Raw genomic sequence first — 22,829 nt, 5'->3', positions numbered from 1 at the left:
CGATTAAATCGGTCAGGTTTAGCGCAGTTCAGCCAACCTGTGATTGTGCAGCCAGCCCGACTGATAGCAATTCAACCGAGATCGTCCAGTGTCGTTTCTTCTGCAATTCTTTTCCCTGCGCCACCGCCCCGCCGAGGGCCGGAGCATACCGCACAGCCTGAACGCCTACGGGCTGCCGCGCGGCGATCAGGGGTTTTGCCTGGAATGGTATCTGGATCGGTCGGAAAACAGAAACGGGTGACCCTGATGAACCAGATGAATTTTGACCACGCCACCACCACGACAACTGCGGCCACCGAAGTCTTCCCAACCTACCACGCCGAGGAACTGGCCCGTGGCGGGAACCAGGCCCGCATTCTGCTCAACGGCCAGATCTACAGCCTGCGGATCACCCGCGCCGGAAAGCTGATCCTGACAAAATGATTTCCAATACTGCAACAGCCGCATCTGCGGTCTCACGGGGCGGGGCCACTGTTGGTCTGCTGACCGACTTGCCCGCCCTGGAAGCCATGGTCGTGCGCCATCTGCGCCACTGGTTCAGCGGGGCCGAAACCCGCATCGCCCTGCGCCACCAGCTGCAAGACCTGCTTGGCCCGGTTCTTGGCCGTCAGACCTATGAGAATTTTGGCCGCCTCTGCAACTTCTGCGTGACCGAAGGCCGCCGCCCGCTGGTGCGCCACGGGATGACCTGCACCTGCCTTGGCGCTGACGAAAACTGCTTTGCCAATCTGGTCGCCGCTGCCGCGCGTGGCGAATATGAGGATGCCAATCTCTTTGCCGCGCTGATGGTGCAGCCCCGACAGGCGCAGCGCGCCACCGTTCTCGCCGCCAAGATCGGCCTGGTACTCGACCAGCTCGCGGATCGGCAGGCCCGCCCCTCCGCGCATCCGGCACCGCTCACCCCGCTGTCGGCAACTCTTCACTGACGGTCCGGCGCCGACCGGCACCCGTCGCTTAACCCGTTCCACTTTACCCGTTTCGACGACCACCTAAGGACCAACCAGATGACATCGCATTTCCTCGCAGGCACCGCTGTTGCAGCGCTCGCCACAGTTGCGGCTCCCGCTTTTGCGGCCGACAAGGCTGAGGTGCTGACCACCTACGCAAATATTGCCCAGGCCAAATACCAGGACAGCCTTGAAACCGCCAAAACCCTGCAAACAGCCGTGGACAGCCTGATCGCTGAACCCTCCGCCGAGGCGCTGGAAGCCGCCCGCAAGGCCTGGCTCGCCGCCCGCGTGCCGTATCAGCAGTCCGAGGTGTTCCGCTTTGGTAATGCCATCGTTGACGACTGGGAAGGCAAGGTGAACGCCTGGCCGCTGGATGAAGGCCTGATTGATTATGTCGATGCCAGCTATGGCGGTCCGACCGATGAAAACACCCTCGCCGCGCTGAACATCATCGCCAATCCGAGCTTCGAGCTGTCCGGCACCACCATCGACGCCAGCACCATCACCCCCGAACTGCTGGAAACCACCCTGCATGAGGCCGACGGCGTCGAGGCCAATGTCGCCACCGGCTATCACGCGATCGAATTCCTGCTCTGGGGGCAGGACTTGAACGGCACCGACCATGGCGCAGGCACCCGCGCCTGGACCGATTTCGCCGCAGGCGAGGACTGCACCAACGGCAACTGCGACCGCCGGGGCGACTACCTGAAGGCGGCGACCGATCTGCTGATCTCCGATCTGCAATGGATGGCCGCGCAATGGGACAGCGAAGGCGAGGCCAGAACCACGCTTCTGTCGGACGAAAACGCAGGCATCACCGCCATGCTGACCGGCATGGGCTCACTCTCCTACGGCGAGACCGCAGGCGAACGTATGCGCCTTGGCCTGATGCTGAACGACCCCGAGGAAGAGCATGACTGCTTCTCCGACAATACCCACAACAGCCACTACTACGACGGTCTGGGCGTGCAGAATGTCTATCTCGGCGAATATATCCGCGCCGATGGCAGCCTGGTCTCCGGCGCCTCGCTCTCCGATCTGGTGCAGGATATTGACCCGGAGCTGGACGCTGAAATGCGCAGCAAGCTTGCGACCACCATGCGTGCGCTGGGTCAGATCAAAACCGCAGCCGAGGCTGGTTTCTCCTACGACCAGATGCTGGAACAGGGCAATGAGGCCGGCGAGGCGCTGATCATGGGCGGCGTCAACGGTCTGGTCGATCAGACCCGCTCCATCGAACGGGTGGTCACAGCGCTGGACCTCGACGGCGTCGCCATCGAAGGCTCCGACTCGCTCGACAACCCATCGGCGGTTTTCCAGTAACCTCGAAAACGCTGCGCCAGCAGCACTGATCAGGCAGGGGCCGCGCATCGCGTGGCCCCTCTATCCGGGGGTCGGCCCGCCGGTCCGCTGCCCCCCGGACCCGCCCCGGCCCACCGGGGCACTTTAGTGCCCCGGCAAGAGTTGATGCCAGCTGCGGTTCCCCCTATCCATGGAAAGGAGGCACAGCGCCCGCCCAAGAAAAGTTGTCCTGCCCGTATGCGAGTTGTCCCGCCGCCCTGCCGTCCGCGCCTGCCCTCCCTCGTGGTGGGGCTCAGCCTGATCGCACTGGCCGCGCCGCTTGCGCCCGCCTCGGCAAATCCGCAGGCCACCCCGCTGTCAAAGACCCTCACCGGGGATGTTGCCAATACCACGGCGCGCCAATCCTCCCCCTTTGACATTCTGACTGACGCGCATCTCGCCACCCTTCCCCGCACCGCCCAGGAACAGACCCGCATCCGCGCCGTCACCCGCCCGGCAGATCAGTTCGACCGGACCGAACCCTATGAGGCGCTGCCCGCAGGGGCCGCCACCGTCCGCGCCCGCACCGATGACGAGGCGTTTTCGCAGCACAGCGCCAATCTCAGCTTCGAGGAAGAGCTGGAATTCAAGCTCGGCAACGGGCTGTTCAAGAAAATCTGGGTCTTCTCCCCCGCCTCCACCCTCGCCTCCGACGGGCTGGGCCCGCTCTACAATTCCCGCGCCTGCCAGCGCTGCCACCTGAAGGACGGGCGCGGCCATGTGCCGGATAGGCCGGACTATGCCTCGACCACGATGTTCCTGCGCGTCTCTGTTCCCGGCCCGGTGCCAGAGCAGATGCAAACCATCGCCGACTATATCGGCACCGCGCCAGAGCCGACCTATGGCGGCCAGATGCAGGATTTCTCCGCCCCCGGCATCGCCCCGGAATACCGCCTCGGCGTCACCTACACCGAAGACACCATCGCACTTGCAGGCGGCGAGACCGCCACCCTGCAACGCCCCGAGTACAGCGCCAATACCCTCGGCTATGGCCCGCTGCACCCCGATGCCATGCTCTCCCCCCGCGTCGCCCCCAGCATGATCGGCCTCGGCCTGCTGGAGGCGATCCCGGCCGCCGACATTCTGGCGGGCGCCGACGAGGATGACAGCAACGGCGACGGCATCTCCGGGCGCGCCAATCTGGTCTGGTCGGTGGAACACAACCGGATCATGCTCGGCCGCTTTGGCTACAAGGCCGGGCAGCCCACGGTGCATGAACAATCCGCCGCCGCCTTCTCCGGCGATATCGGCATCTCCACGCCGCTGTTTCCTGCCCATGCAGGCGATTGCACCACCGCACAGACCAGCTGCCGCAGCGCGCCCCATGGCGGTGATGACATCCGCGAGACCGAGATCGACCAGCCCAATATGGATCTGGTCACCTTCTACAGCCGCAACCTCGGCGTGCCAGCGCGCCGCACCCCGGACGACCCCGCCGTGCTGCGCGGCAAGGCGCAGTTCTACGGCGCAGGCTGCACCAGCTGTCATACACCGAAATTCGTCACCAACCGGCTGGAGGCGCAACCCGCGCAGAGCTTCCAGCTGATCTGGCCCTATAGCGACCTCTTGCTGCATGACATGGGCGACGGCCTTGCCGACAACCGCCCCGAAGCCCGCGCCACCGGGCGCGAATGGCGCACCGCGCCGCTCTGGGGGCTGGGGCTGGTGCAGCAGGTCAATCCCCGCGCAGGTTTCCTGCATGATGGTCGCGCCCGCACCCTGCTGGAGGCAATCCTCTGGCATGGCGGCGAAGCCCAATCCGCCCGAGACACCGTGGTGGGCCTTGCGCCCGAAGGCCGCGCCGATCTGATCCGCTTTCTGGAGTCGCTCTGATGCCCGCATCCCCCAACGCCACCCCCGCGCCATCGCGCCGCTGCCGCGCGCTCCTCACCGGTCTCGCTCTGGCCGCAACCCTTGGCGCAACCCTCCCCGCGCCGCCGCTGATGGCCCAGACCGCGGCGCCGCTTCAGATCACCGCGCCGGAGCTGCCGCCCGCGTCGCTCAGCCGCGCGCTTCAGGTGGACTGGATCCTGACCCACCACATCCTCCCCGGCTTTGACGAGCTGGCCACCCATAGCACCACCCTGGCAGAGGTCGGCGCCCGCCACTGCACCCCGGATGATCCGGCCCTGCGCGATGCCTTTGGCCGTGCCTTTGATGCCTGGATCAAAGTCAGCCATCTGCGCTTTGGTCCCACCGAAACCGACAATCGTGCCTTTGCCCTCGCCTTCTGGCCCGACAGCCGCAACAAAATCCCCGGCACCCTGCGCCGCGCCGTCACCGAAACCCCGCGCGAAGAGCTGACCACCCCCGAGATCTTTGCCAGCCAATCGGTGGCCCTGCGCGGGTTCTATGCGCTGGAATATCTGCTGTTCGATGCGGACATGCAGACCGAAGGCAGCGCCGCACAACGCTGCGCGTTGGTGGCGGCCATCTCCAGCGATATCGCCCGCACCAGTGCCGCGATCCGCAACGACTGGCACAACAGCTATGCCGCAACGCTGGTGACCCCCGGGCCGGGCTATCGCTACCGGTCCCAGGCGGAAATCCGGCAGGAGCTGTTCAAAACCCTCACCACCGGGTTTCAGGTGCTCTCCGACATGCGGCTGGGCCGTCCGCTGGGCCAGTTCGACGCCCCCCGCCCCAACCGCGCCGAGGCCCGCCGCTCCGCCCGCAGCCAGCGCCATATCGCGCTGAACCTCGCCGCGATGGAACCGCTTGCCCTTGCCCTTGCGGCGGGCGACCCCGCGCTGATGCAGGATATCGACGCAGGCTTTGCCAAGGCGCTGAAACGCGCCTCCGCGCTGGACGATCCGTCCCTCGCCGGGGTTGCCGATCCCGCCCGCCGCTTTCGCATCGAAGCCCTACAGCAGGATATCAACGACCTGCGCGACCTGATCTCCACCCGGCTGGGCGCGGCCCTTGGCGTCACTGCCGGGTTCAACTCGCTCGACGGGGATTGATCCATGGCAGGCCCCTCCCGTCGCGGCTTTCTCGCCGGTCTACTCGCCGCAGGCATGGCCCCGCAGGCCAGCTGGGCCGACCTTGGCCAGCCGGCCTATCTCGCCGCCGGTAAAACCCCCGATGGCAGCTTCCTCCTCGCCGGTCTGGACCGCGGCGGCGCCATCCTGTTCCGCCACGCCCTGCCCGCCCGTGGCCATGCCGCAGCCGCACACCCGAGCCGCCCCGAAGCCGTCGCCTTTGCCCGCCGCCCCGGCCAGTTCGCAGATGTGATCGACTGCCGCAACGGCGCGGCGCTGGCGCGGCTGACGCCACCGACCGGGCATCATTTCTACGGCCATGGCGTCTTCTCACCGGACGGCGCCTATCTGTTCACCACCGAAAACGCCTATGAAAGTGGCGATGGTCGCATCGGGATCTGGGACGCCAGCGCGGGCTACCGCCGCATTGGCGATCATGCCTCCGGCGGGATCGGACCGCATGATATCCGCCTGCGCACCAGCCCTGACGGCCAGCACAATCTGGTGGTGGCCAACGGCGGCATCCAGACCCACCCCGACAGCGGCCGCGCAAAGCTGAACCTCGCCACGATGCAGCCCAACCTCAGCTACCTCAGCCTTGGTGGCCCCCTGGAGGACCAGCTGATCCTGAACGCCGACATGCGCCTGAACTCGATCCGCCACCTTGCCATCAGCGCCTCCGGCACCGTCGGCTTTGCGATGCAGTGGCAGGGCGATGCGGGCGCCGATCTGCCAATCATCGGCCTGCACAATCCCGGCTCCGCCCCCCGCCTGATGGCCGAGGATGACCCCCGCCTGCGCAATCTTGATGGCTATGGCGGCTCCCTCGCCTTTTCCCGCGATGGAACACAGATCGCCGTCACCTCGCCACGCGGCGGCGTGGTGCAGATCGCCGACTGCGCCAGCGGCGCGCTGCGGCATGAGGTCCGGCTGGCCGACGTCTGCGGACTCACTGGCGCGGGCGCGGGCTTTATCGTGACCACCGGCGCCGGTGAGGTCAGCACGATCCGCGACGGCACGCTGACCCATCTGGGCCGGGCCGATCTCGCCTGGGACAATCATCTGGTTCCAATCCCCTGACGCGCGCCAGCAGAAAGCAAAACGAAAGCAAAACGAAAATAACTCGTGACTTTTCGCAATCGGAGGCCTAGATAAGCCTGCGAGAGGACGGGCTATGGACGCAACCGAAAGACAAACGGCAATTCTGGACCTGCTGACCCGGCAGGACCGGGTCGAGGTCGAGGACCTCGCCCAGCGCTTTGGCGTCTCATTACAAACCATCCGCACCGACCTGCGCGATCTGGCCGCCCGTGGCGCACTCTCCCGCGTGCACGGCGGCGCGGTGCGCAGCAGCAGTGGCGCCAGCCGCGACTACGCCGAACGGCGCAAGCTGAACGCCCGCGGCAAACGCGCCATGGCGGCCCTTGCCGCTGATCTGATCCCTGACAATTGCGCCATCACCCTCAATATCGGCACCTCCACCGAACAGGTCGCGCGCGCGCTCTCCGGCCATCGCGGCCTCACGGTGCTCTCCAACAATATCAACATTATCAATATGATGATGGAGGACGAGAGCAAAGAACTGATACTTGTCGGCGGTGCCATCCGGCAAAGCGATGGCGCTATCGTGGGCGAGGACGCGCTGGAATTTATCGCCCGCTACAAGGTCGATATCGCCGTTATCGGCGCTTCGGCCATGGACGCCGACGGTGCCATTCTCGACCATGATGCACGCGAAGTCTCGGTTGCCCGCGCCATCCTGAAGAACGCCCGCAAACGGGTGTTGGTCTGCGACGGCAGCAAGTTCGAGCGCACCGCCCCGGTCCGCATCTGCGATGTTGCCGATCTTGACGTGGTGATCACCGACCGCCCCGTCCCCCCTGAATTCTCCCGCGCAGCCGAGGCTGCGGACACGCAAATCCTCTGGGTTGGCGAAAACGAAAGTAGCGAAAATGCCTGATACTCACGCGCAAGACCAGATCACCGATCTTTTCATCATCGGCGGCGGCATCAACGGCTGCGGCATCGCCCGCGACGCCGCAGGGCGCGGCCTGTCGGTGGCGCTGGCCGAAATGAACGACCTCGCCTCCGCCACCTCCTCGGCCTCCACCAAACTGTTCCACGGCGGCCTGCGCTACCTTGAATACTTCGAATTCCGTCTGGTCCGCGAGGCGCTGATCGAACGCGAGGTGCTGCTGAAGGCAATGCCGCATATCTCCTGGCCGATGCGTTTTGTGCTGCCGTTCCACAAGGACATGCGCTTTGACAACACCACACCGACGTCGAAACTGCTGACCACCTTTCTGCCGTGGATGAAGGGCCGCCGCCCCGCCTGGCTGATCCGCCTTGGCCTGTTCATGTACGACAGCCTCGGCAAACGCGGCATCCTGCCCGGCACCTCCAAACTGGATCTCGCCAGCGACCCCGCAGGCCGCCCGCTGGACCCGAAGTTCAAGACCGCCTTTGAATATTCCGACTGCTGGATTGAAGACGCCCGTCTTGTGGTGCTGAATGCCCGCGACGCCGAGGCCCGCGGCGCCGAGATCATGACCCGCACTAAGGTCACCGGCGCCCGACGTCGCGATGACCACTGGGTGATCCAGCTTCAGGATATCGCCACCGGCGAGACCTTCGAACGGCGCGCAAAGATGCTGGTCAATGCCGGCGGCCCATGGGTTGCCGATGTGCTGCGCCAGAAACTGGGCCAGAACAGCCGCGAAAGCGTACGGCTGGTGCGCGGCAGCCATATCGTGGTCCCGAAACTCTACGATCACGGGCGCTGCTATTTCTTTCAGGGCACCGATGGCCGCATCATATTCGCGATCCCCTACGAAGAGGACTACACGCTGATCGGCACCACCGATGCCGACCACCCGGATCCCGAAACCGCCCCGACCTGCACGCCCGAGGAACAGGATTACCTGATCAATTTCGCCTCGCAGTATTTCGCCAATCCGCTCAGCCGTGACGATATCGTCTGGACCTATTCCGGCGTGCGTCCGCTTTATGACGATGGTGCCAGCTCGGCCACCGCTGCCACGCGCGAATACGTGCTGACGCTGGACAACACTGCCGCGCCGCTGCTGAATGTCTTTGGCGGCAAGATAACCACCTACCGCAAACTGGCCGAGGCCGCGCTGGAGAAAATCGGCACCCAGTTTCCCGACCTCCCCCGCGACTGGACCGCAGGTGTCGCCCTGCCCGGCGGCGATTTCCCGGTCGGCGATGTGGCGAAACTCACCGCGAAACTGGCGCAGGACTATCCCTTCCTCAGCCCCTACGCGACCCGCCGCCTGATCCGCGCCTATGGCGCCGAGGCCTGGGACGTATTGGGCGAGGCAACCTCAGCCGAGGATCTTGGCCAGGCTTTTGGCGCCACCATCACCGCGCGTGAACTCGACTGGACCATCGCCCGCGAATGGGTCCGCACCGGCGAGGATTACCTCCTGCGCCGCACCAAACTCGCCCTGCGCCTGACCGAGGAGGAGCGCGCCGCGGTTGACGGCTATATCCGTGCAAGGGCCGCCGATCTGACGGCCTGAGGTCCAGTTGCAGAGCGGGCGCGCCTCATCTCGTTTCAGCCTGCGCGGCTTAACCCTGCGGCAACACATCCCAGCCCTATGCGCCCGCAGCCTGCGCAACGCCTACAAAAAGTATCAGCCCCCCTGTCCGATTGTTTCGCACGCGAAACATTTGGTCAGAGGGGCTGACATTGTTGGCAACAAGAGCGGCAATGCCCGGGGTGAGCAAGCGTTGCCATATTCCTTCGATCAACAATCCGCAGCGGCCTTCGTCCGGCGCGGCCTGCCGGTGCTATGTCCCGGCACGACCCAAGGATCTCCCGCGCCTCATGCGGTCTGATCTGCGGGCGACGGATCGTTGGAGCACAGCTTGCTGATGTGCTGAAGCCGCTGCGAGATACGCTGCTGGAATCGTCCCAGCTGGTCGATGATGTCAGACAGAGAATGACCATCCTCGGGAAGCCGCGCGCTTTCGATTTTGCACAGCACCCGCGTCGAGCTCAGCCCCAGCAGCTGGCGCTGCATGTTTTCGCAGATCTTGGTGATCCGCTCCGCCTCGCGGTTCACATCCGACAGCTGTGTGCGAGCATGTTCTTCCTGTACCATGGCTAGCGCCCGCAGCAGCGATTGCTCATGCGCCCGGCCCTCCTCACCCAGCACGGAATGGTTCTCTCGCTGAAGCTGCTTGCTGCATTCACTGAAAATACGTACGACGCCTGCCACGAACAGGCTCTGGCTGACCTGCCCCTTGATCTTTGAAAAATTGCTGTCCTTGCCCATAACATGGGTGGCGAACCAGTTCGACATCTCCTGCGAGATGGACCCGTAGTTCTGTGACAGCACGGTCACCGGGCCGCCCGACGGTTCAATCCGCGACGCAAGGACCCGCAGGTTGTGGGGAATGGTGCGCATCGCCGCAAAATCGTCGATCAGACCACGGGTTTCTTCTGCAAGAACATCCGAGTTTGCGAGCATGGTCCGCAGGCGTTCAATCGCCAGATCAGGCGCATTTTCCATCCCCTGATCGCGGGCCGCCAGCTCATCTGCCAGCGCGTTGGCGGCAAACTGCTGGTAGTTCTCAAAACCCAGTTCACGACACCAGTCCAGCAGCCTGTCACGGCTTTCCTCAGGGCTGAGCCCGCCGTCCTGCTCGGCTTTCAGCAGATCCGCATAGCCTTGTGCAATCTTATCAAACAGTTTGCTGGTCGGTTTGATCCGCGCCGAAAGAAACCCCTCTTCGCAGGGGACAACAACTGCATAAACCCAGTAGTGCAGCCCATCGCGGGACTTGTTCTTTATGTAGCCGCCAAAGAAATCGCCGGCCTGGATTGTCTCCCAGAACAGCTGGAACACCCCATGCGGCATATCCTCATGGCGGATGATCTTATGTGGCGCTCCGATCAGATCGCCCCACGGGTAGTCTGACACCCGCCGGAAAATCTCGTTTCCGATTTGAATAACCCCACGGCCATCCGTTCTGGAGTAGAATACTTCATTGAGCGCAAAGGGAGCCTCTCCCCTGAGCGGGCGCGCTTCGATCCGGCTGTCCATGAACGTCAAAGTGATTTCCCATCGCTACTTGTGTAGGTGACCTGCCTAAACCTTGTGCGTTACACAGCCGTAAATTCACCGTGGAAAATCGAGATAAATTTCAAGAATTCGGACTCTCCCGGCCCGGAGCCCGCCCTGCGGGTCCGCTTTCACCGCCTGCCACCGACCCCGCATCCGAACAACAATCGCCAACAAAAAAAGCCCCCGCAAAATAGTGCAGGAGCTTTCCGCCTCATGTCACGATCACGTCAGGAAATCAGAACTCCACACCCTTCTGGGCTTTGATGCCGTCGCGGAAAGGATGTTTGATCTGACCCATTTCGGTGACCAGATCAGCGATCTCGATCAGCTCTTCCTTGGCGTTGCGACCGGTCAGGACGACATGGGTCATCGGCGGTTTCTCGGTCTCAAGGAATTCCACCACATCGGCAATGTCGATGTAGTCATAGCGCAGCGCGATGTTGATTTCATCGAGGAGCACCATGGCGTTGCGCTCGTCGCGGATCATCTCCTTGGCCTTCTCCCAGCCCTTCTGTGCGGCGGCAATATCGCGCGCCTTGTCCTGGGTCTCCCAGGTAAAGCCTTCGCCCATCGCGTAGAACTGGCACAGCTCGCTGAAGTTCTCCTCGATCAGGGTGCGTTCACCGGTCTGCCAGGCGCCTTTGATGAACTGCACCACTGCCGAGGGCATCCCATGGGCAATGCACCGCATGATCATGCCAAATCCGGAGCTGGACTTGCCCTTGCCCGGACCGGTGTGGACGATGATCAGCCCCTTTTCGCCATCCTTGTTCTGCATCATGCGGTCGCGGGCGGCCTTCTTCTTGGCCATTTTCGCCGCATGGCGTGCCGCTTCTGCTTCGGAAATGTCGGTCTCGGGCGTATCGCTCATTGTGGCTCTCCTACTGGTTCGCCCATCTCTTGACAAAGACAGGGGCAATGGCGCAAGGGGGTTTTGTTGGTTCCTGCCATTTGGCAGGCGAAGAGGGAATGTGACAGTTGGGCCATCAGGGTCCGTCAAAGCACAGCCGCCCCCGCGACCGTGACCGGAGAGGTCTCCGACGCCACTGAGTACCACTCGGGAAGGCAGGATGACCGTCAGGACCCGAAAAAGGTCCTGGCATCCGCAAGCCGGGAGACCTGCCAACGCACGAAATGCAACGGGCGGACGGGGTGTTCCGCGACCGGCTGGGATCCGCGCGCGACCCTCGCGCCCCCGCTGGCCCGCAGCCCCCTCGCTGAACCAAGTGAAGGGCGCTCATGGCCGAGGTAACATTGACGATCTGCACCACCTGCCGTCGCGGCGAGGTGACCGACCCGGAGGCCCCCCGCCCCGGTGCCCGTATGCTGGCCGCCCTGCAAGAGGCCGATCTGCCCAAAGGCATTGCGGTGCGCGGTGTCGAATGCCTCTCGGCCTGTACCCGTGGCTGTTCCATGGTGCTGAGCGGCGGCGACGCCCGCTGGAGCTACATCTACGGTGATCTTGATCCCGACGAGCATGTGCCCGACATCCTGAGCGGCGCTGCCGCCTATGCCGCCACCACGGATGGTCTGGTGCCCTGGCGCGAACGCCCCGTGGTGTTCCGCAAGCAATCCATCGCCCGTATCCCGCCTGCGCCCGCACCTGCGGCGACCTCTCCCACTCCTCCCTCCTTATCCAAGGACTGACCCCATGAGCGATCTGAACAAAATCCCCGTCACCGTCATCACCGGCTTCCTTGGTGCGGGCAAAACCACCCTGATCCGCCATTTGATGCAGAACCCGCAGGGCAAGCGTCTGGCCGTGGTGGTCAATGAATTTGGCACCGCCGGTGTGGACGGTGAAATCCTGAAATCCTGCGCCGATGAGAACTGCCCGGCAGAGAACATCATGGAGCTCGCCAACGGGTGTATCTGCTGCACCGTGGCCGATGATTTCATCCCCACCATCGAACAGCTGATGAACCTGCCGGAAAAACCCGATCACATCGTGATCGAAACCTCCGGTCTGGCGCTGCCGAAACCGCTGTTGAAGGCCTTTGACTGGCCCGCGATCCGGTCGCGCATCACCGTGGATGGCGTGGTTGCGCTGGCCGACGCCGAAGCGGTCGCCAAGGGCCAGTTCGCCACCGATCTGGATGCGGTGCAGGCCCAGCGGGAAGCCGATGAGGGCATCGACCATGAAACCCCGCTGTCGGAGCTGTTCAAGGATCAGATCTCCTGCGCGGACATCATCCTGCTGTCGAAGGCCGATCTGGCCGGTGAAGAGGGCCTGGACAAGGCCCGCGCGATGATCGAGGCCGAAGCGCCGCGCAAACTGCCGATCCTGTCGATGTCCGAAGGCGTGATCGACCCGCGCGTCATTCTGGGGCTTGAGGCCGCGGCCGAAGATGATCTGGATGCGCGCCCGTCGCACCATGAGCATCATCACCACCATGACGATGATCACGACCACGACCACGATCATCACCACCATGATCACAGCCATGACGATTTTGATACAATCGTGGTCGACCTCGGCGAAGTTTCCGATCCGCAGGCATTGCAAGATGCCATCGTGAAACTCGCCCGCGAGCGCAATATCCTGCGCGTCAAAGGTTATGTGGCGGTGGAAGGAAAACCGATGCGGATGCTTGTTCAGGCCGTGGGCGAACGCCTGCGCGCGCAATATGACCAGCCCTGGGGTGACATGCCCCGGCGCACCCAGCTGGTGGTGATTGCCGAGCATGACAACATCGACGCCGCCGCCATCCGCGCCGAACTGGGGGCCTGAGCCGATGCCGGTCGGGCGCATTCGCACCCTCCCAGGCTCGGACGCAGCCCACAGAGCGCCCGCCGCCTGCCAGAATACAAAGGCCTGACCCATGCATGTCGTCTTCCGCGAAAGCCACGGCCTCGACGAGAGTGATACACCACAGGATCTGGGGCAGACGCCTGCGGACCTTGTGGTGCTGTCGTTCTCCGACAGCGATCTCGGGGCCTTTGCGGCGGGCTGGCACCGGGCCGAGGGCAAGCTGCCCAGCCTGCGCCTTGCCAATCTGGTGGCGCTGAAACACCCGCTCTCGGTCGATGTCTATGCCGAACAGACACTGGAGGGCGCCAAGGGCGTTCTGGTACGTCTGATCGGCGGCGAAAGCTACTGGTCCTACGGGCTTGCCACGCTACAGGATCTGGCGCGGCGCAAGGGCATCGCGCTGGCGATCCTGCCGGCTGACGGGCGCGAAGATGCCCGTCTGGACGCCCTCTCGACCCTGCCGGTTTCAACTCTGCGCCGGCTCCAGCATCTATGTGATGCCGGCGGTGCGGTGGCGGCACAGGCGGCACTTGCCCAGCTGTCGCTGGCGGCGGGGCTTTATGCCGGTCCGGTCCTTGGCCTCAAGAGCACGCCCGAACACGGGTTCTATGACCCGGAAAAAGGCGTGCTGGCGGATCTGCCAGCGCAGGACAAACCCCTCATATTGGTGAGTTTCTACCGCTCCTATCTGACGGCGGCCGATACCGCCCCGGTGGATGCGCTGATAAATGAGCTGCGCGGACGGGGTTATGCGGCCTATGGCGCCTTTGCTGCCAGCCTCAAGGCACCGGCCAGCGCGGACTGGCTGCGTGACAAACTGCCCGGACTGGCCCCGGCAGCCATCGTGAACGCCACCGCCTTCTCGGCGCAGGGCACCGATGGCAGCGCGTCGCCGCTCTCCACCACCGGCTGTCCGGTGTTCCAGGTCGCCTTGTCCACCGCGCGGCGCAAGGACTGGACCGAGGCGGATCGCGGGCTGTCCCCGGCCGATCTAGCCATGCATGTGGTGCTGCCCGAGGTGGATGGCCGCATTTTCGCCGGGCTGGTCAGCTTCAAGGCGCCGGGCAAGAAAGACCCGGATCTGCAATATTCCCGCTTTGCCCATCGCGCCGATCCCGGCCGCATCACCGCAGCCGTTGACCGGATCGAGGGCTGGCTGCGGCTGGCGCAGCTGCCCAATGCCGACAAACGTCTGGCGCTGGTGCTGTCCACCTATCCGGGCCGCGATCACAATCTGGCCCATGCGGTGGGACTGGATGCGCTGGCCTCCTGCGATGAAATCCTGCGCGAGCTCTGGGATCAGGGCTATGTCGTGGAACCGCTGGAAAGCACCGGCCTGCGGCTGATGGCGGAGACGCAGACCATCTCGCTAGAGGGCTACCGGGCTGCGCTGGCGACCCTGCCGAAGGTGTTGCAGGACAGGCTGTCGGAGGCCTGGGGTGCCGCTGAGGAAGACCCGGATTGCCGCGATGGTGCCTTTCACTTCAAGGCGTTGCGGGCAGGCAAGGCGCTGATCGCGCTGCAACCCGAACGCGGCGAGGTGAAAACCCGCGTCGATGATTACCACGATCTCGACCGCACCCCGCGCCATGCCTATGTGGCGTTCTACATGTGGCTGCGCAGCCAGTCCGACGCCATTGTCCACATCGGCGCCCATGGCACGCTGGAGTGGCTGCCTGGCAAGGCCGTCGCCCTGTCCGAGCACTGCTGGCCCGAGGTGCTGACCGGGCCGCTGCCTGTTGCCTATCCCTTTATCGTCAATGATCCGGGTGAGGCCGCACAGGCCAAGCGCCGCATTGGCGCCGTCACCCTAGGCCATCTGCCGCCGCCGCTGGCGCAGACCAATCTGCCCGCAGGCATGGCGCGGCTGGAAAGCCTGCTTGATGAATATTCCACCGCTGACGGATTGGATCCGGCCCGCCGCGACCGGCTGATCGACAGCATCCGGGCCGAGGCGCAGGGCACAGGCGTGGAGGCTGATCTAGGCCTCACGCCAGACACCTCGCCCGCCGAGGCGATCACCCGGATCGACGCCTTTGTCTGCGACATCAAGGAAAGCCAATATGGGGAAGGGCTGCATATCTTTGGCACCGGTCAATGCGGCGCTGAGGAACGCGCCGGGCTGGTGGCCGCGCTGAATGGCCAGATGGTGGCCCCCGGCCCCTCCGGCTCGCCGTTTCGCGGCCGTACGGATGTGATCCCGACCGGGCGCAACCTCTTTACAACGGATCCCCGCGCGGTGCCGTCGCGCGCGGCGCAGGCGCAAGGGGTCAAGCTGGCGGAAGAGCTGCTGCGCCGCCATCTTCAGGACCATGGCGACTGGCCACGCGGGCTGGTGATTGATCTCTGGGGCTCGGCCACCATGCGCACCGCGGGCGAGGAATTTGCCATGGCGCTGCATCTGGCGGGGCTCGCGCCCAAGTGGGACGAAGGCTCCGAGCGCGTCTCCGGTTTCGAGGTGCTGCCGCTCTCGATGCTGAACCGGCCACGCATTGATGTCACCCTGCGGGTCTCCGGTCTGTTCCGTGACGTCTTCCCCGGTCTGGCGCAGATGTTCGAGGCCGCCGCCGCCGCGCTGGCAGGCCGCGAGGAAAGCGCGAGCGACAATCCCTATCTGGCGCAGACGCCCCGCGTCTTTGGCCCGAAACCGGGCCAATATGGCCTGTCGATGAACCCGCATCTGGATGACTACAGCGACGCGGCCCGCGCGGCAGCGGGCGAGGCCTGGCTCAACGCGTCTTCGCACGCGATTGATGCCAAGGGCACCATCACCGATGCCCGCGAGGCCCTGGAGGTCCGCCTGCAAACCGCCGACAGCTTTGTCCACCTGCAGGATCTGCCGGAAACCGACCTGCTGGTGGCCTCGGATTATGCCGCGCATGAGGCCGGATTTGCCGCCGCCATGGCGCGCATCGGCCAAAAGGCACCGGCGCTCTACCACATGGATGCCACCCGGCCTGACAAACCGCAGGCGCGCAGCTTGGGCGAGGAGATCGCCCGCGTGACGCGCGCCCGCGCCGCCAATCCCGATTGGGCCACCTCGATGATGAACCACGGCTTTCGCGGCGCGGCGGAAATCGCGGCGACGCTGGATCACATGGCGGCCTTTGCCCATCTGGCGCAGGTGGTGCAGCCGCATCTCTTTGATCTCTATTTCGAGGCCACTTTGGGCCGCGAGGATCTGGTCGACTTCATGGAGCGCGAGAACCCCGACGCGCTGGCTGCCATGCGCGACCGCTTTCGCGCGCTGTTTGATGCCGGCCTGTGGAGCACGCGGCGGAACTCGATCATGGCCGAGCTGGAGGGCGCGGTGTGAGTGAGCAAGCCGCCTCCCCAGCGCCCAAAGTCTATGGCTGGTGTCCCGGTGCGCTGCGTCCGATGATGTCGGGCGACGGGCTGGTGGTGCGGGTGCGCGCACCTTTGGGGCGGCTCACACCGGATCAGGCGCGCGGTCTGGCCGATCTGGCGCAGCGCTGTGGATCCGGCATTGTCGATATTTCCGCCCGCGCCAATCTGCAACTGCGCGGCATTCGCGAGGACGCCCATCCGCCACTGATCGCAGGTCTTGGCGATCTGGGTCTGGTCGATGAGGATGCAGAGGCCGAAGCGCGTCGCAATATCACCCTGACGCCGTTCTGGCGCGCAGGCGACGACAGCCACCAGATTGCGCAGACGCTGGCCGCCGCGCTGACGGCGGCCCGCGATCTGGCGCTTCCCGGCAAGTTCGGCTTTGCTGTGGACTGTGGTGACCTGCCCGTGCTGGCCGAGACAGCCGCAGATATCCGCATCGAACGTGGCCCTGACGGGCTGATCCTGCGCGCCGATGGTGCAGACAGGGGCCTGCCGGTCGCGGCTGACGGTGCCGCAGGCGACGCCCTCGCGCTGGCGCGCTGGTTTCTCGACCAAGGCGGCGCGTCCGGGGGGCGTGGCAGAATGCACCGGCTGATTGCGCGCCGCGGCCCCCCTGCGGCGCATGCGGCAACGGTCGGTGCCGCAACGTCTTCCCTCCGGCCTCTCCCGGGCGCATCGGCGCAGGGGCTGTTGGTGGCTTTGGAATTTGGCCAGATGCCTGCCCGCACGTTGGCGGCGCTGGCCGATCACGGCGCGCTGCGGCTCACCCCCTGGCGGATGCTGCTTGTCGAAGGCGCCAGCACCCTGCCCCCCCTGCCCGGCCTGATCCTGGATGCAACGGATCCCCGCCTGCGGGTGAGCGCCTGCACCGGGGCACCCGGCTGCCCGCAGGCGCGCGCGGCGACGCGCGCTCTGGCCCGCGATCTGGCCCCTGCGGTGCCTGCGGGCCTGCATCTGCATGTCTCCGGCTGCGCCAAAGGCTGTGCCCACCCCCGCCCCGCCGATCTGGTGCTGACCGCCACCGGTGACGACCAATTTGACCTGATCCGCAATGGCACTGCCGCCGATCACCCGCTAAACACCTCCCTGAGCGCCGCCCGCTTACGCGCCGCTCCAGACCTTATGACAGAGGGCAGCTGATATGCTCCACACCTATGAAACCAATGGCGCCGCGATCTATGCCGAAAGCTTTGCCACCATCCGCCGCGAGGCCGATCTGGCGCGCTTCAGCAAGGACGAGGAAGTTGTCGTCGTCCGCATGATCCACGCCGCAGGCATGGTGGGGCTGGAGGAGCATGTGCGGTTTTCCCAAGGCATGGCCGAGACCGCCCGCGCAGCCCTTGCCAAGGGCGCGCCGATCCTCTGCGATGCGTATATGGTCTCCGAGGGCATCACCCGCCCGCGCCTGCCCGCGGACAATGAGGTGATCTGTACCCTGCGAGACCCCAAGGTGCCGGAGCTGGCCAAGGAGATGGCCAACACCCGCTCCGCCGCCGCGCTGGAGCTTTGGCGCCCGAAACTGGAAGGTGCGGTCGTGGCCATCGGCAATGCCCCAACCGCGCTGTTTCACCTGTTGAACATGCTGAAAGACCCCGATTGCCCCCGCCCCGCCGCCATTATCGGCTGTCCCGTCGGTTTTGTCGGTGCGATGGAATCCAAAGAGGCGCTGATGGAAGATCTGCCAGTGCCGTCGATGATCGTCAAAGGGCGCCTCGGCGGGTCTGCAATCACTGTCGCTGCCGTGAACGCGCTGGCGAGCTGGAAAGAGTAAGCCATGACCATTGCGAAGGGCAAAGTCATCTGCGCGGGGCTCGGCCCCGGGGATCCCGATCTGATGAGCCTGCGCTCGCACCGGATGATTTCCGGCGCGCGTCACATTGCCTATTTCCGCAAGGCCGGCCGCAAGGGCCAGGCCCGCGCGATTGTCGAAGGCATGCTGGCAGACGGCGTCACCGAACACGCGATGGAATACCCGGTGACGACCGAGATCCATTTCTCAGACCCCGAATACAACCGGGTGCTGGCGGAGTTCTATGATCGCTGGGCCGACACATTGGCCGAGATTGCCCAGACCGAGGACGTCGTGGTGCTCTGTGAGGGGGATCCGTTCCTCTATGGCTCTTATATGCATCTCTACACCCGCCTGCAGGGCCGGGCCGCGCAGGAGATCATTCCCGGCATCACCGGCATGTCCGGCTGCTGGACCGCCTCCGGCCAGCCGATCACCTGGGGCGATGATGTTCTGACCGTGGCGATGGCCACCCTCAGCGAGGATGAGCTGGCCAAACGCGCGGCAGAAACCGACGCGCTGGTCGTCATGAAAATCGGCCGCAACCTGCCCAAACTGCGCCGCGCGCTGGAACGTGCGGGCCGCGCAGATGACGCCTGGCTGGTCGAACGCGGCACCATGCCCGGGCAAACCGTGCAGAAGCTGTCGGAGATCGACGGCGAGGTGCCTTACTTTTCTATCGTCTTGGTTCACGGACAGGGGCGCCGGCCATGAAACTATCGCAAAACGGCTGGGTTGTGATTGCGGGGCTTGGGCCCGGCAACGAGGCATTGGTAACGCAGGAAGTGCGCGACGCCATTGATGAGGCCACGGATATCGTTGGCTATATCCCTTACGTCAACCGCGTTGAGCCGCGCGACGGCCTGACCCTGCACGCCACCGACAACCGTGTCGAAGTGGACCGCGCCACCCATGCGCTGGAAATGGCATCCGAGGGCAAGCGGGTTGTCGTTGTCTCCTCCGGTGATCCGGGGGTGTTCGCCATGGCCTCTGCCGTGTTTGAGGCGCTGGAGAACAACGCCGAAAGCAACCCCGAGTGGCTGGATCTGGAGATCAAGGTGCTGCCCGGCATCACCGCGATGCTGGCCGCTGCTGCCGCCATCGGCGCGCCGCTGGGGCATGATTTCGCGGCCATCAACCTCAGCGACAACCTGAAGCCCTGGAGCCTGATTGAAAAACGCCTGCAACTGGTTGGCGAGGCAGGTCTGGCGATGGCGTTCTACAACCCGCGTTCCAAGTCGCGACCGCATCAGTTTGCCCGCGCGCTGGAGATCCTGCGCGAGGCCTGCGGTGCGGAGACGCTGATCACCTTTGCCCGCGACGTGACCAAGCCGGGACAGGAGCTGCTGACCGTGCCGCTGAAGGACGCAACGCCCGAGATGGCCGACATGCGCACGGTGGTTATTGTCGGCAACCGCGACACGCGGCGGGTGGGCCATTACGTTTATACCCCCCGCTACGCGGCTGAGGGTTAAGCGGCGGAATGCAACAGCCAGGCCATCACCTCTGCCACGCTGCCCATAACGGGGCGCTGAGGCACCTCGGGTCTGCCGATCATGATGACCGGCAGGCCGAGGGTGCGCGCGGCGGTGAGTTTGGCGGCTGCGCCTGCACCGCCGGCGTTCTTGGCCACGATATGGGTGATGGCGTGGCGCTGCATCAGATCTGTGTCGCCCGCCACGTCAAACGGCCCGCGGGCGATTTCGACCGTGGTGTTTGGCAGCGGCAAGTCGGCCTCAGGTTCGTCCACCAGCCGCAGAAGGTAGTGGTGCTGCGGTTTGGCGGCGAATTGCGCAAGGTTCTGTTTGCCGATCGCCAGAAACACCCGCGCGGGGGAATCCGGCAGAGCATTTACCGCGCCTTCGATGCTGTCCGTCTGAACCCACCGGTCGCCCTCCCCCGCCTGCCAGGCCGGGCGTTCAAAGGCGCAGAGCGGCACACCCGCCGCTTCGCAGGCGTGCACCGCATTGGTGCTCATCTGCGCCGCGAACGGGTGGGTCGCGTCGACCACATGGGTGATGTTTTCGGCCTGAAGGTATGCCGCCAGCCCCTCCACGCCACCAAAGCCGCCAATGCGGGTGGGCAGCGGCTGGCTGACCGGATTGGCGGTGCGGCCCGCGTAGGAAAACACTGCATCCGCACCAGTTTCCGCAAGGGTTTTGGCCAATTGCGAGGCCTCGGTGGTGCCGCCCAGCAGGAGGATGCGTGTCATGTCTGATGGCCTTTCCAAGCACTGGCTCACAATCATTGGTCTGGGCGAAAATGGACTGGATTCCTTAAGCGATGCAAGCCGGAAGGCGCTGGCAGAGGCCGAGGTGATCTTTGGCGGCCCGCGGCATCTGGAGCTGGTGGAGGCCGGCAGCAAGGGTCAGCCCTGGCCGGTGCCGTTTTCAACCGGGCCGGTGCTGGCGATGCGCGGGCGCAAAGTCGCTGTTCTCGCCTCCGGCGATCCGTTCTGGCATGGCGCCGGCGGCTCGCTGATGCGGGATCTGGAGGCGGGTGAATGGGTGTCGCACCCGGCGCCATCCTGTTTTGCGCTGGCCGCCAATCTTCTGGGCTGGAAGCTGGAGGAGGTTCTGTGCCTTGGCCTTCATGCCGCACCTTTTGCGCGGCTGCTGCCGCTTCTGGGCCGGGGCGTGCGCCTGATCTGCACCCTGCGCGATGGCAAGGCACCGGCGGAGCTGGCGCAATGGCTGGCTGCAAACGGCCAGCCCGACGCGCGGCTTCATCTGATGGAACGGCTGGGCGGGCCAAGGCAACGGCTGCGCCAAGCAACAGCCGAAGCCTGGGATCTGCCGCAGGCAGAAGCGCCGGTCCTTATGGCCATCGAGACCATGCGGCCCGGGCTGCCGCAGGCGTCGGGGCTGGCGGATGATCTCTTTTCCAGTGACGGGCAGATCACCAAACGCCCCATTCGGGCGCTGACCCTGTCGGCGCTGGCCCCGCGCGCAGGTGAGCTGCTGTGGGACATCGGCGGCGGGTCTGGGTCCGTCTCGGTGGAGTGGTGTCTGGCCGCACAGGGTGCGCGGGCGATCACCTTCGAGCCGCGCGAAAGCCGGCTGGAGAACATCCGCGCCAATGCCGCCGCCTTTGGGATTGAGCACCGGATGACCGCTGTGCTGGGCAAGGCGCCCGCCGTGCTGGAGGGCCACCCGCTGCCCGACTGCGTGTTCATCGGCGGCGGCGGCTCGCAGGCGCTGCTGGATCATCTGTGGGACATCTTGCCCGCAGGCACCCGGCTGGTTGCAAATGGGGTAACGCTGGAAACCGAAACCCTCTTGATGCAGGCTCATGCGGATCGTGGCGGGAATCTTCTGAAGGCGGAGATTGCCGAGGCCGGGCCGCTGGGCACCATGCGCGACTGGCGACGGGCGCGACCCGTCATCCAGTGGAGTGTCACGCGATGAAGGTGGCAGGCATCGGGTTCCGCAGCACGGCCACGGCAGCGGATTTGCAGGCCGCACTGGCGCTGACCGGGGAGCGGGTGGATGCGCTGGCCTCCATCGCTCAGAAGGCCGACGCCCCCGCTATGCAGGAGTTTGCGCGCAGCCTTGGGCTGCCGGTGATTTCATTGCAGGAACAGGATATAACCGGGGAGCGGACATTGACCTGCTCGCCAAGGATAAAGGCGCGGTTCGGCACCGGGTCGCTGGCGGAAGCCGCGGCGCTGGCGGGCGCGCGCCATGGGGTGAAGGGCGCACGCGCGCGCCTTCTTGCCCCCAGAGTTGTCACCGCGGATGGGCTTGCCACCGCGGCCATAGCAGAAAGACTTGAGCCATGACCGTTCACTTCATTGGCGCCGGACCGGGCGCTGCCGACCTTCTGACCCTGCGCGGGCGCGACATCATCGCCGCCTGCCCGGTGTGCCTGTACGCCGGGTCGCTGGTGCCGGAGGAAATCCTGAGCCACTGCCCGGCGGACGCGAAAATCGTGAACACCGCAGCGATGGATCTGGATGCCATCGTGGCGGAGATCAAGGCGGCGCATGAGGCGGGACAGGACGTGGCGCGGTTGCATTCGGGCGATCTGTCGGTGTGGTCGGCGATGGGCGAACAGCTGCGCCGATTGAAGGCGGAGGGCATTCCGGTGAGCGTCACCCCCGGTGTGCCATCCTTTGCCGCCGCTGCTGCCGCGCTCGGCACCGAGCTGACCCTGCCGGGCCTTGGCCAGTCAGTGGTGCTGACCCGCACGCCGGGGCGCGCGTCCTCGATGCCCGAGGGCGAGACGCTGGAGAATTTCGCCCGTACCGGTGCCACGCTGGCCATTCACCTGTCGATCGGCAATCTGGACCATGTGGTTGACAGCCTCGCGCCCCATTACGGCGCGGATTGTCCGGTGGCGGTGGTTTACCGCGCCAGCTGGCCGGATCAGCAGATCATCCGTGCCACGCTGGAGACCTTGAAGGATGCGCTGGACGAGAAAATCTCCCGCACCGCGCTGATCCTTGTGGGACCGGTGCTGAAGGGCGAAGGCTTTGACGAAAGCTGCCTCTATTCCACCGAATACGATCGCCGCTACCGGCCGCAGAGCGCCGACAGCCCGTGGTCGAGCTGGAGCCATGGGGACGACTAA

At 65.1% G+C, this 22,829-nt stretch carries 21 protein-coding genes and 1 riboswitch; of the genes, 18 read left to right on the top strand and 3 right to left on the bottom strand.

Annotated elements, in window-relative coordinates; genetic code table 11:
- Nucleotides 1-255 precede the first annotated feature (255 nt).
- The 8 genes from hemP to glpD all read left to right on the top strand — a co-directional run bounded on the left by hemP (nucleotide 256) and on the right by glpD (nucleotide 8,814).
- Entirely contained in the window at nucleotides 256-423 is a 168-nt protein-coding gene (gene hemP, locus VWZ85_RS16870; RefSeq protein ID WP_317961085.1) for a hemin uptake protein HemP, read from the top strand.
- A complete protein-coding gene (locus tag VWZ85_RS16865; protein WP_416540493.1) occupies nucleotides 420-926 on the top strand; it encodes a hypothetical protein in 507 nt (168 codons plus the stop codon). The genes hemP and VWZ85_RS16865 overlap by 4 nt, the downstream gene beginning before the upstream one ends.
- 78 nt (nucleotides 927-1,004) lie before the next feature.
- Nucleotides 1,005-2,273, top strand: a complete 1,269-nt coding sequence (locus VWZ85_RS16860; protein WP_416589231.1) for an imelysin family protein — start codon at nucleotides 1,005-1,007, stop codon at nucleotides 2,271-2,273.
- Nucleotides 2,274-2,489: 216 nt separating this feature from the next.
- Nucleotides 2,490-4,124 (top strand): di-heme oxidoredictase family protein, encoded by a 1,635-nt coding sequence (locus tag VWZ85_RS16855; protein ID WP_416589229.1) that lies wholly within the window; start codon nucleotides 2,490-2,492, stop codon nucleotides 4,122-4,124.
- A gap of 110 nt (nucleotides 4,125-4,234) precedes the next feature.
- Nucleotides 4,235-5,254, top strand: a complete 1,020-nt coding sequence (locus VWZ85_RS16850; protein ID WP_416589383.1) for an imelysin family protein — start codon at nucleotides 4,235-4,237, stop codon at nucleotides 5,252-5,254.
- A 3-nt stretch (nucleotides 5,255-5,257) separates the two neighbouring features.
- Nucleotides 5,258-6,352, top strand: a complete 1,095-nt coding sequence (locus tag VWZ85_RS16845) for a DUF1513 domain-containing protein (RefSeq protein WP_416589227.1) — start codon at nucleotides 5,258-5,260, stop codon at nucleotides 6,350-6,352.
- A 94-nt stretch (nucleotides 6,353-6,446) separates the two neighbouring features.
- Complete coding sequence (locus VWZ85_RS16840; RefSeq protein WP_416534773.1) at nucleotides 6,447-7,232, top strand: DeoR/GlpR family DNA-binding transcription regulator; 786 nt, start codon at nucleotides 6,447-6,449, stop codon at nucleotides 7,230-7,232.
- Nucleotides 7,225-8,814: a glycerol-3-phosphate dehydrogenase gene (glpD, locus tag VWZ85_RS16835; RefSeq protein WP_416589225.1), complete on the top strand. Its 1,590-nt coding sequence runs from the start codon at nucleotides 7,225-7,227 to the stop codon at nucleotides 8,812-8,814. Before VWZ85_RS16840 ends, glpD begins: the two co-directional genes overlap by 8 nt.
- A 306-nt stretch (nucleotides 8,815-9,120) precedes the next feature.
- On the opposite strand, the gene VWZ85_RS16830 is transcribed toward glpD, so the two are convergent.
- Nucleotides 9,121-10,353, bottom strand: a complete 1,233-nt coding sequence (locus VWZ85_RS16830; protein WP_416589223.1) for a PAS domain-containing protein — start codon at nucleotides 10,351-10,353, stop codon at nucleotides 9,121-9,123.
- A gap of 247 nt (nucleotides 10,354-10,600) precedes the next feature.
- Nucleotides 10,601-11,236 carry a cob(I)yrinic acid a,c-diamide adenosyltransferase gene (gene cobO, locus VWZ85_RS16825; RefSeq protein WP_340544893.1) on the bottom strand — a complete coding sequence of 212 codons (636 nt, stop codon included), beginning with the start codon at nucleotides 11,234-11,236 and terminating at the stop codon, nucleotides 10,601-10,603.
- A gap of 50 nt (nucleotides 11,237-11,286) precedes the next feature.
- A riboswitch (cobalamin riboswitch) is annotated at nucleotides 11,287-11,507 on the top strand.
- A 97-nt stretch (nucleotides 11,508-11,604) separates the two neighbouring features.
- On the opposite strand from cobO, the gene VWZ85_RS16820 reads away from it, so the two are divergent.
- The 7 genes from VWZ85_RS16820 (at nucleotide 11,605) to cobJ (ending at nucleotide 19,732) form a co-directional block, all read left to right on the top strand.
- Nucleotides 11,605-12,012 (top strand): DUF1636 family protein, encoded by a 408-nt coding sequence (locus VWZ85_RS16820; RefSeq protein ID WP_416589222.1) that lies wholly within the window; start codon nucleotides 11,605-11,607, stop codon nucleotides 12,010-12,012.
- Nucleotides 12,013-12,016: 4 nt separating this feature from the next.
- Complete coding sequence (gene cobW / locus VWZ85_RS16815; RefSeq protein ID WP_416534771.1) at nucleotides 12,017-13,096, top strand: cobalamin biosynthesis protein CobW; 1,080 nt, start codon at nucleotides 12,017-12,019, stop codon at nucleotides 13,094-13,096.
- A gap of 91 nt (nucleotides 13,097-13,187) precedes the next feature.
- A complete protein-coding gene (cobN, locus tag VWZ85_RS16810) occupies nucleotides 13,188-16,433 on the top strand; it encodes a cobaltochelatase subunit CobN (protein WP_416589220.1) in 3,246 nt (1,081 codons plus the stop codon).
- Nucleotides 16,430-17,608 (top strand): precorrin-3B synthase, encoded by a 1,179-nt coding sequence (gene cobG, locus VWZ85_RS16805; protein WP_416589219.1) that lies wholly within the window; start codon nucleotides 16,430-16,432, stop codon nucleotides 17,606-17,608. The genes cobN and cobG overlap by 4 nt, the downstream gene beginning before the upstream one ends.
- Nucleotide 17,609: 1 nt before the next feature.
- On the top strand, nucleotides 17,610-18,239 hold the full coding sequence (locus VWZ85_RS16800; protein WP_340544887.1) for a precorrin-8X methylmutase: 630 nt from the start codon (nucleotides 17,610-17,612) through the stop codon (nucleotides 18,237-18,239).
- Nucleotides 18,240-18,242: 3 nt separating this feature from the next.
- The gene (locus VWZ85_RS16795) at nucleotides 18,243-18,971 is read left to right on the top strand and encodes a precorrin-2 C(20)-methyltransferase (protein ID WP_260087413.1); all 729 of its coding nucleotides are present in this window, start codon (nucleotides 18,243-18,245) and stop codon (nucleotides 18,969-18,971) included.
- The gene (gene cobJ / locus VWZ85_RS16790; RefSeq protein WP_416589218.1) at nucleotides 18,968-19,732 is read left to right on the top strand and encodes a precorrin-3B C(17)-methyltransferase; all 765 of its coding nucleotides are present in this window, start codon (nucleotides 18,968-18,970) and stop codon (nucleotides 19,730-19,732) included. Before VWZ85_RS16795 ends, cobJ begins: the two co-directional genes overlap by 4 nt.
- On the opposite strand, the gene VWZ85_RS16785 is transcribed toward cobJ, so the two are convergent.
- Entirely contained in the window at nucleotides 19,729-20,469 is a 741-nt protein-coding gene (locus VWZ85_RS16785) for a cobalt-precorrin-6A reductase (RefSeq protein ID WP_416589216.1), read from the bottom strand. The two genes, cobJ and VWZ85_RS16785, sit on opposite strands and share 4 nt — an antisense overlap.
- On the opposite strand from VWZ85_RS16785, the gene cbiE reads away from it, so the two are divergent.
- From cbiE to cobM, 3 genes are read left to right on the top strand one after another with little or no spacing between them, the layout of a single operon-like run.
- The gene (cbiE, locus tag VWZ85_RS16780) at nucleotides 20,468-21,664 is read left to right on the top strand and encodes a precorrin-6y C5,15-methyltransferase (decarboxylating) subunit CbiE (RefSeq protein ID WP_416589214.1); all 1,197 of its coding nucleotides are present in this window, start codon (nucleotides 20,468-20,470) and stop codon (nucleotides 21,662-21,664) included. The genes VWZ85_RS16785 and cbiE overlap by 2 nt on opposite strands.
- The gene (locus VWZ85_RS16775) at nucleotides 21,661-22,038 is read left to right on the top strand and encodes a cobalamin biosynthesis protein (RefSeq protein WP_416589213.1); all 378 of its coding nucleotides are present in this window, start codon (nucleotides 21,661-21,663) and stop codon (nucleotides 22,036-22,038) included. The genes cbiE and VWZ85_RS16775 overlap by 4 nt, the downstream gene beginning before the upstream one ends.
- Nucleotides 22,035-22,829 (top strand): precorrin-4 C(11)-methyltransferase, encoded by a 795-nt coding sequence (cobM, locus tag VWZ85_RS16770; protein WP_416589212.1) that lies wholly within the window; start codon nucleotides 22,035-22,037, stop codon nucleotides 22,827-22,829. Before VWZ85_RS16775 ends, cobM begins: the two co-directional genes overlap by 4 nt.

Source organism: Phaeobacter sp. JH20_29, assembly GCF_048056175.1.
GTDB lineage: Bacteria > Pseudomonadota > Alphaproteobacteria > Rhodobacterales > Rhodobacteraceae > Phaeobacter > Phaeobacter bryozoorum.
This window is presented reverse-complemented; position numbering and strand designations above follow the sequence as displayed.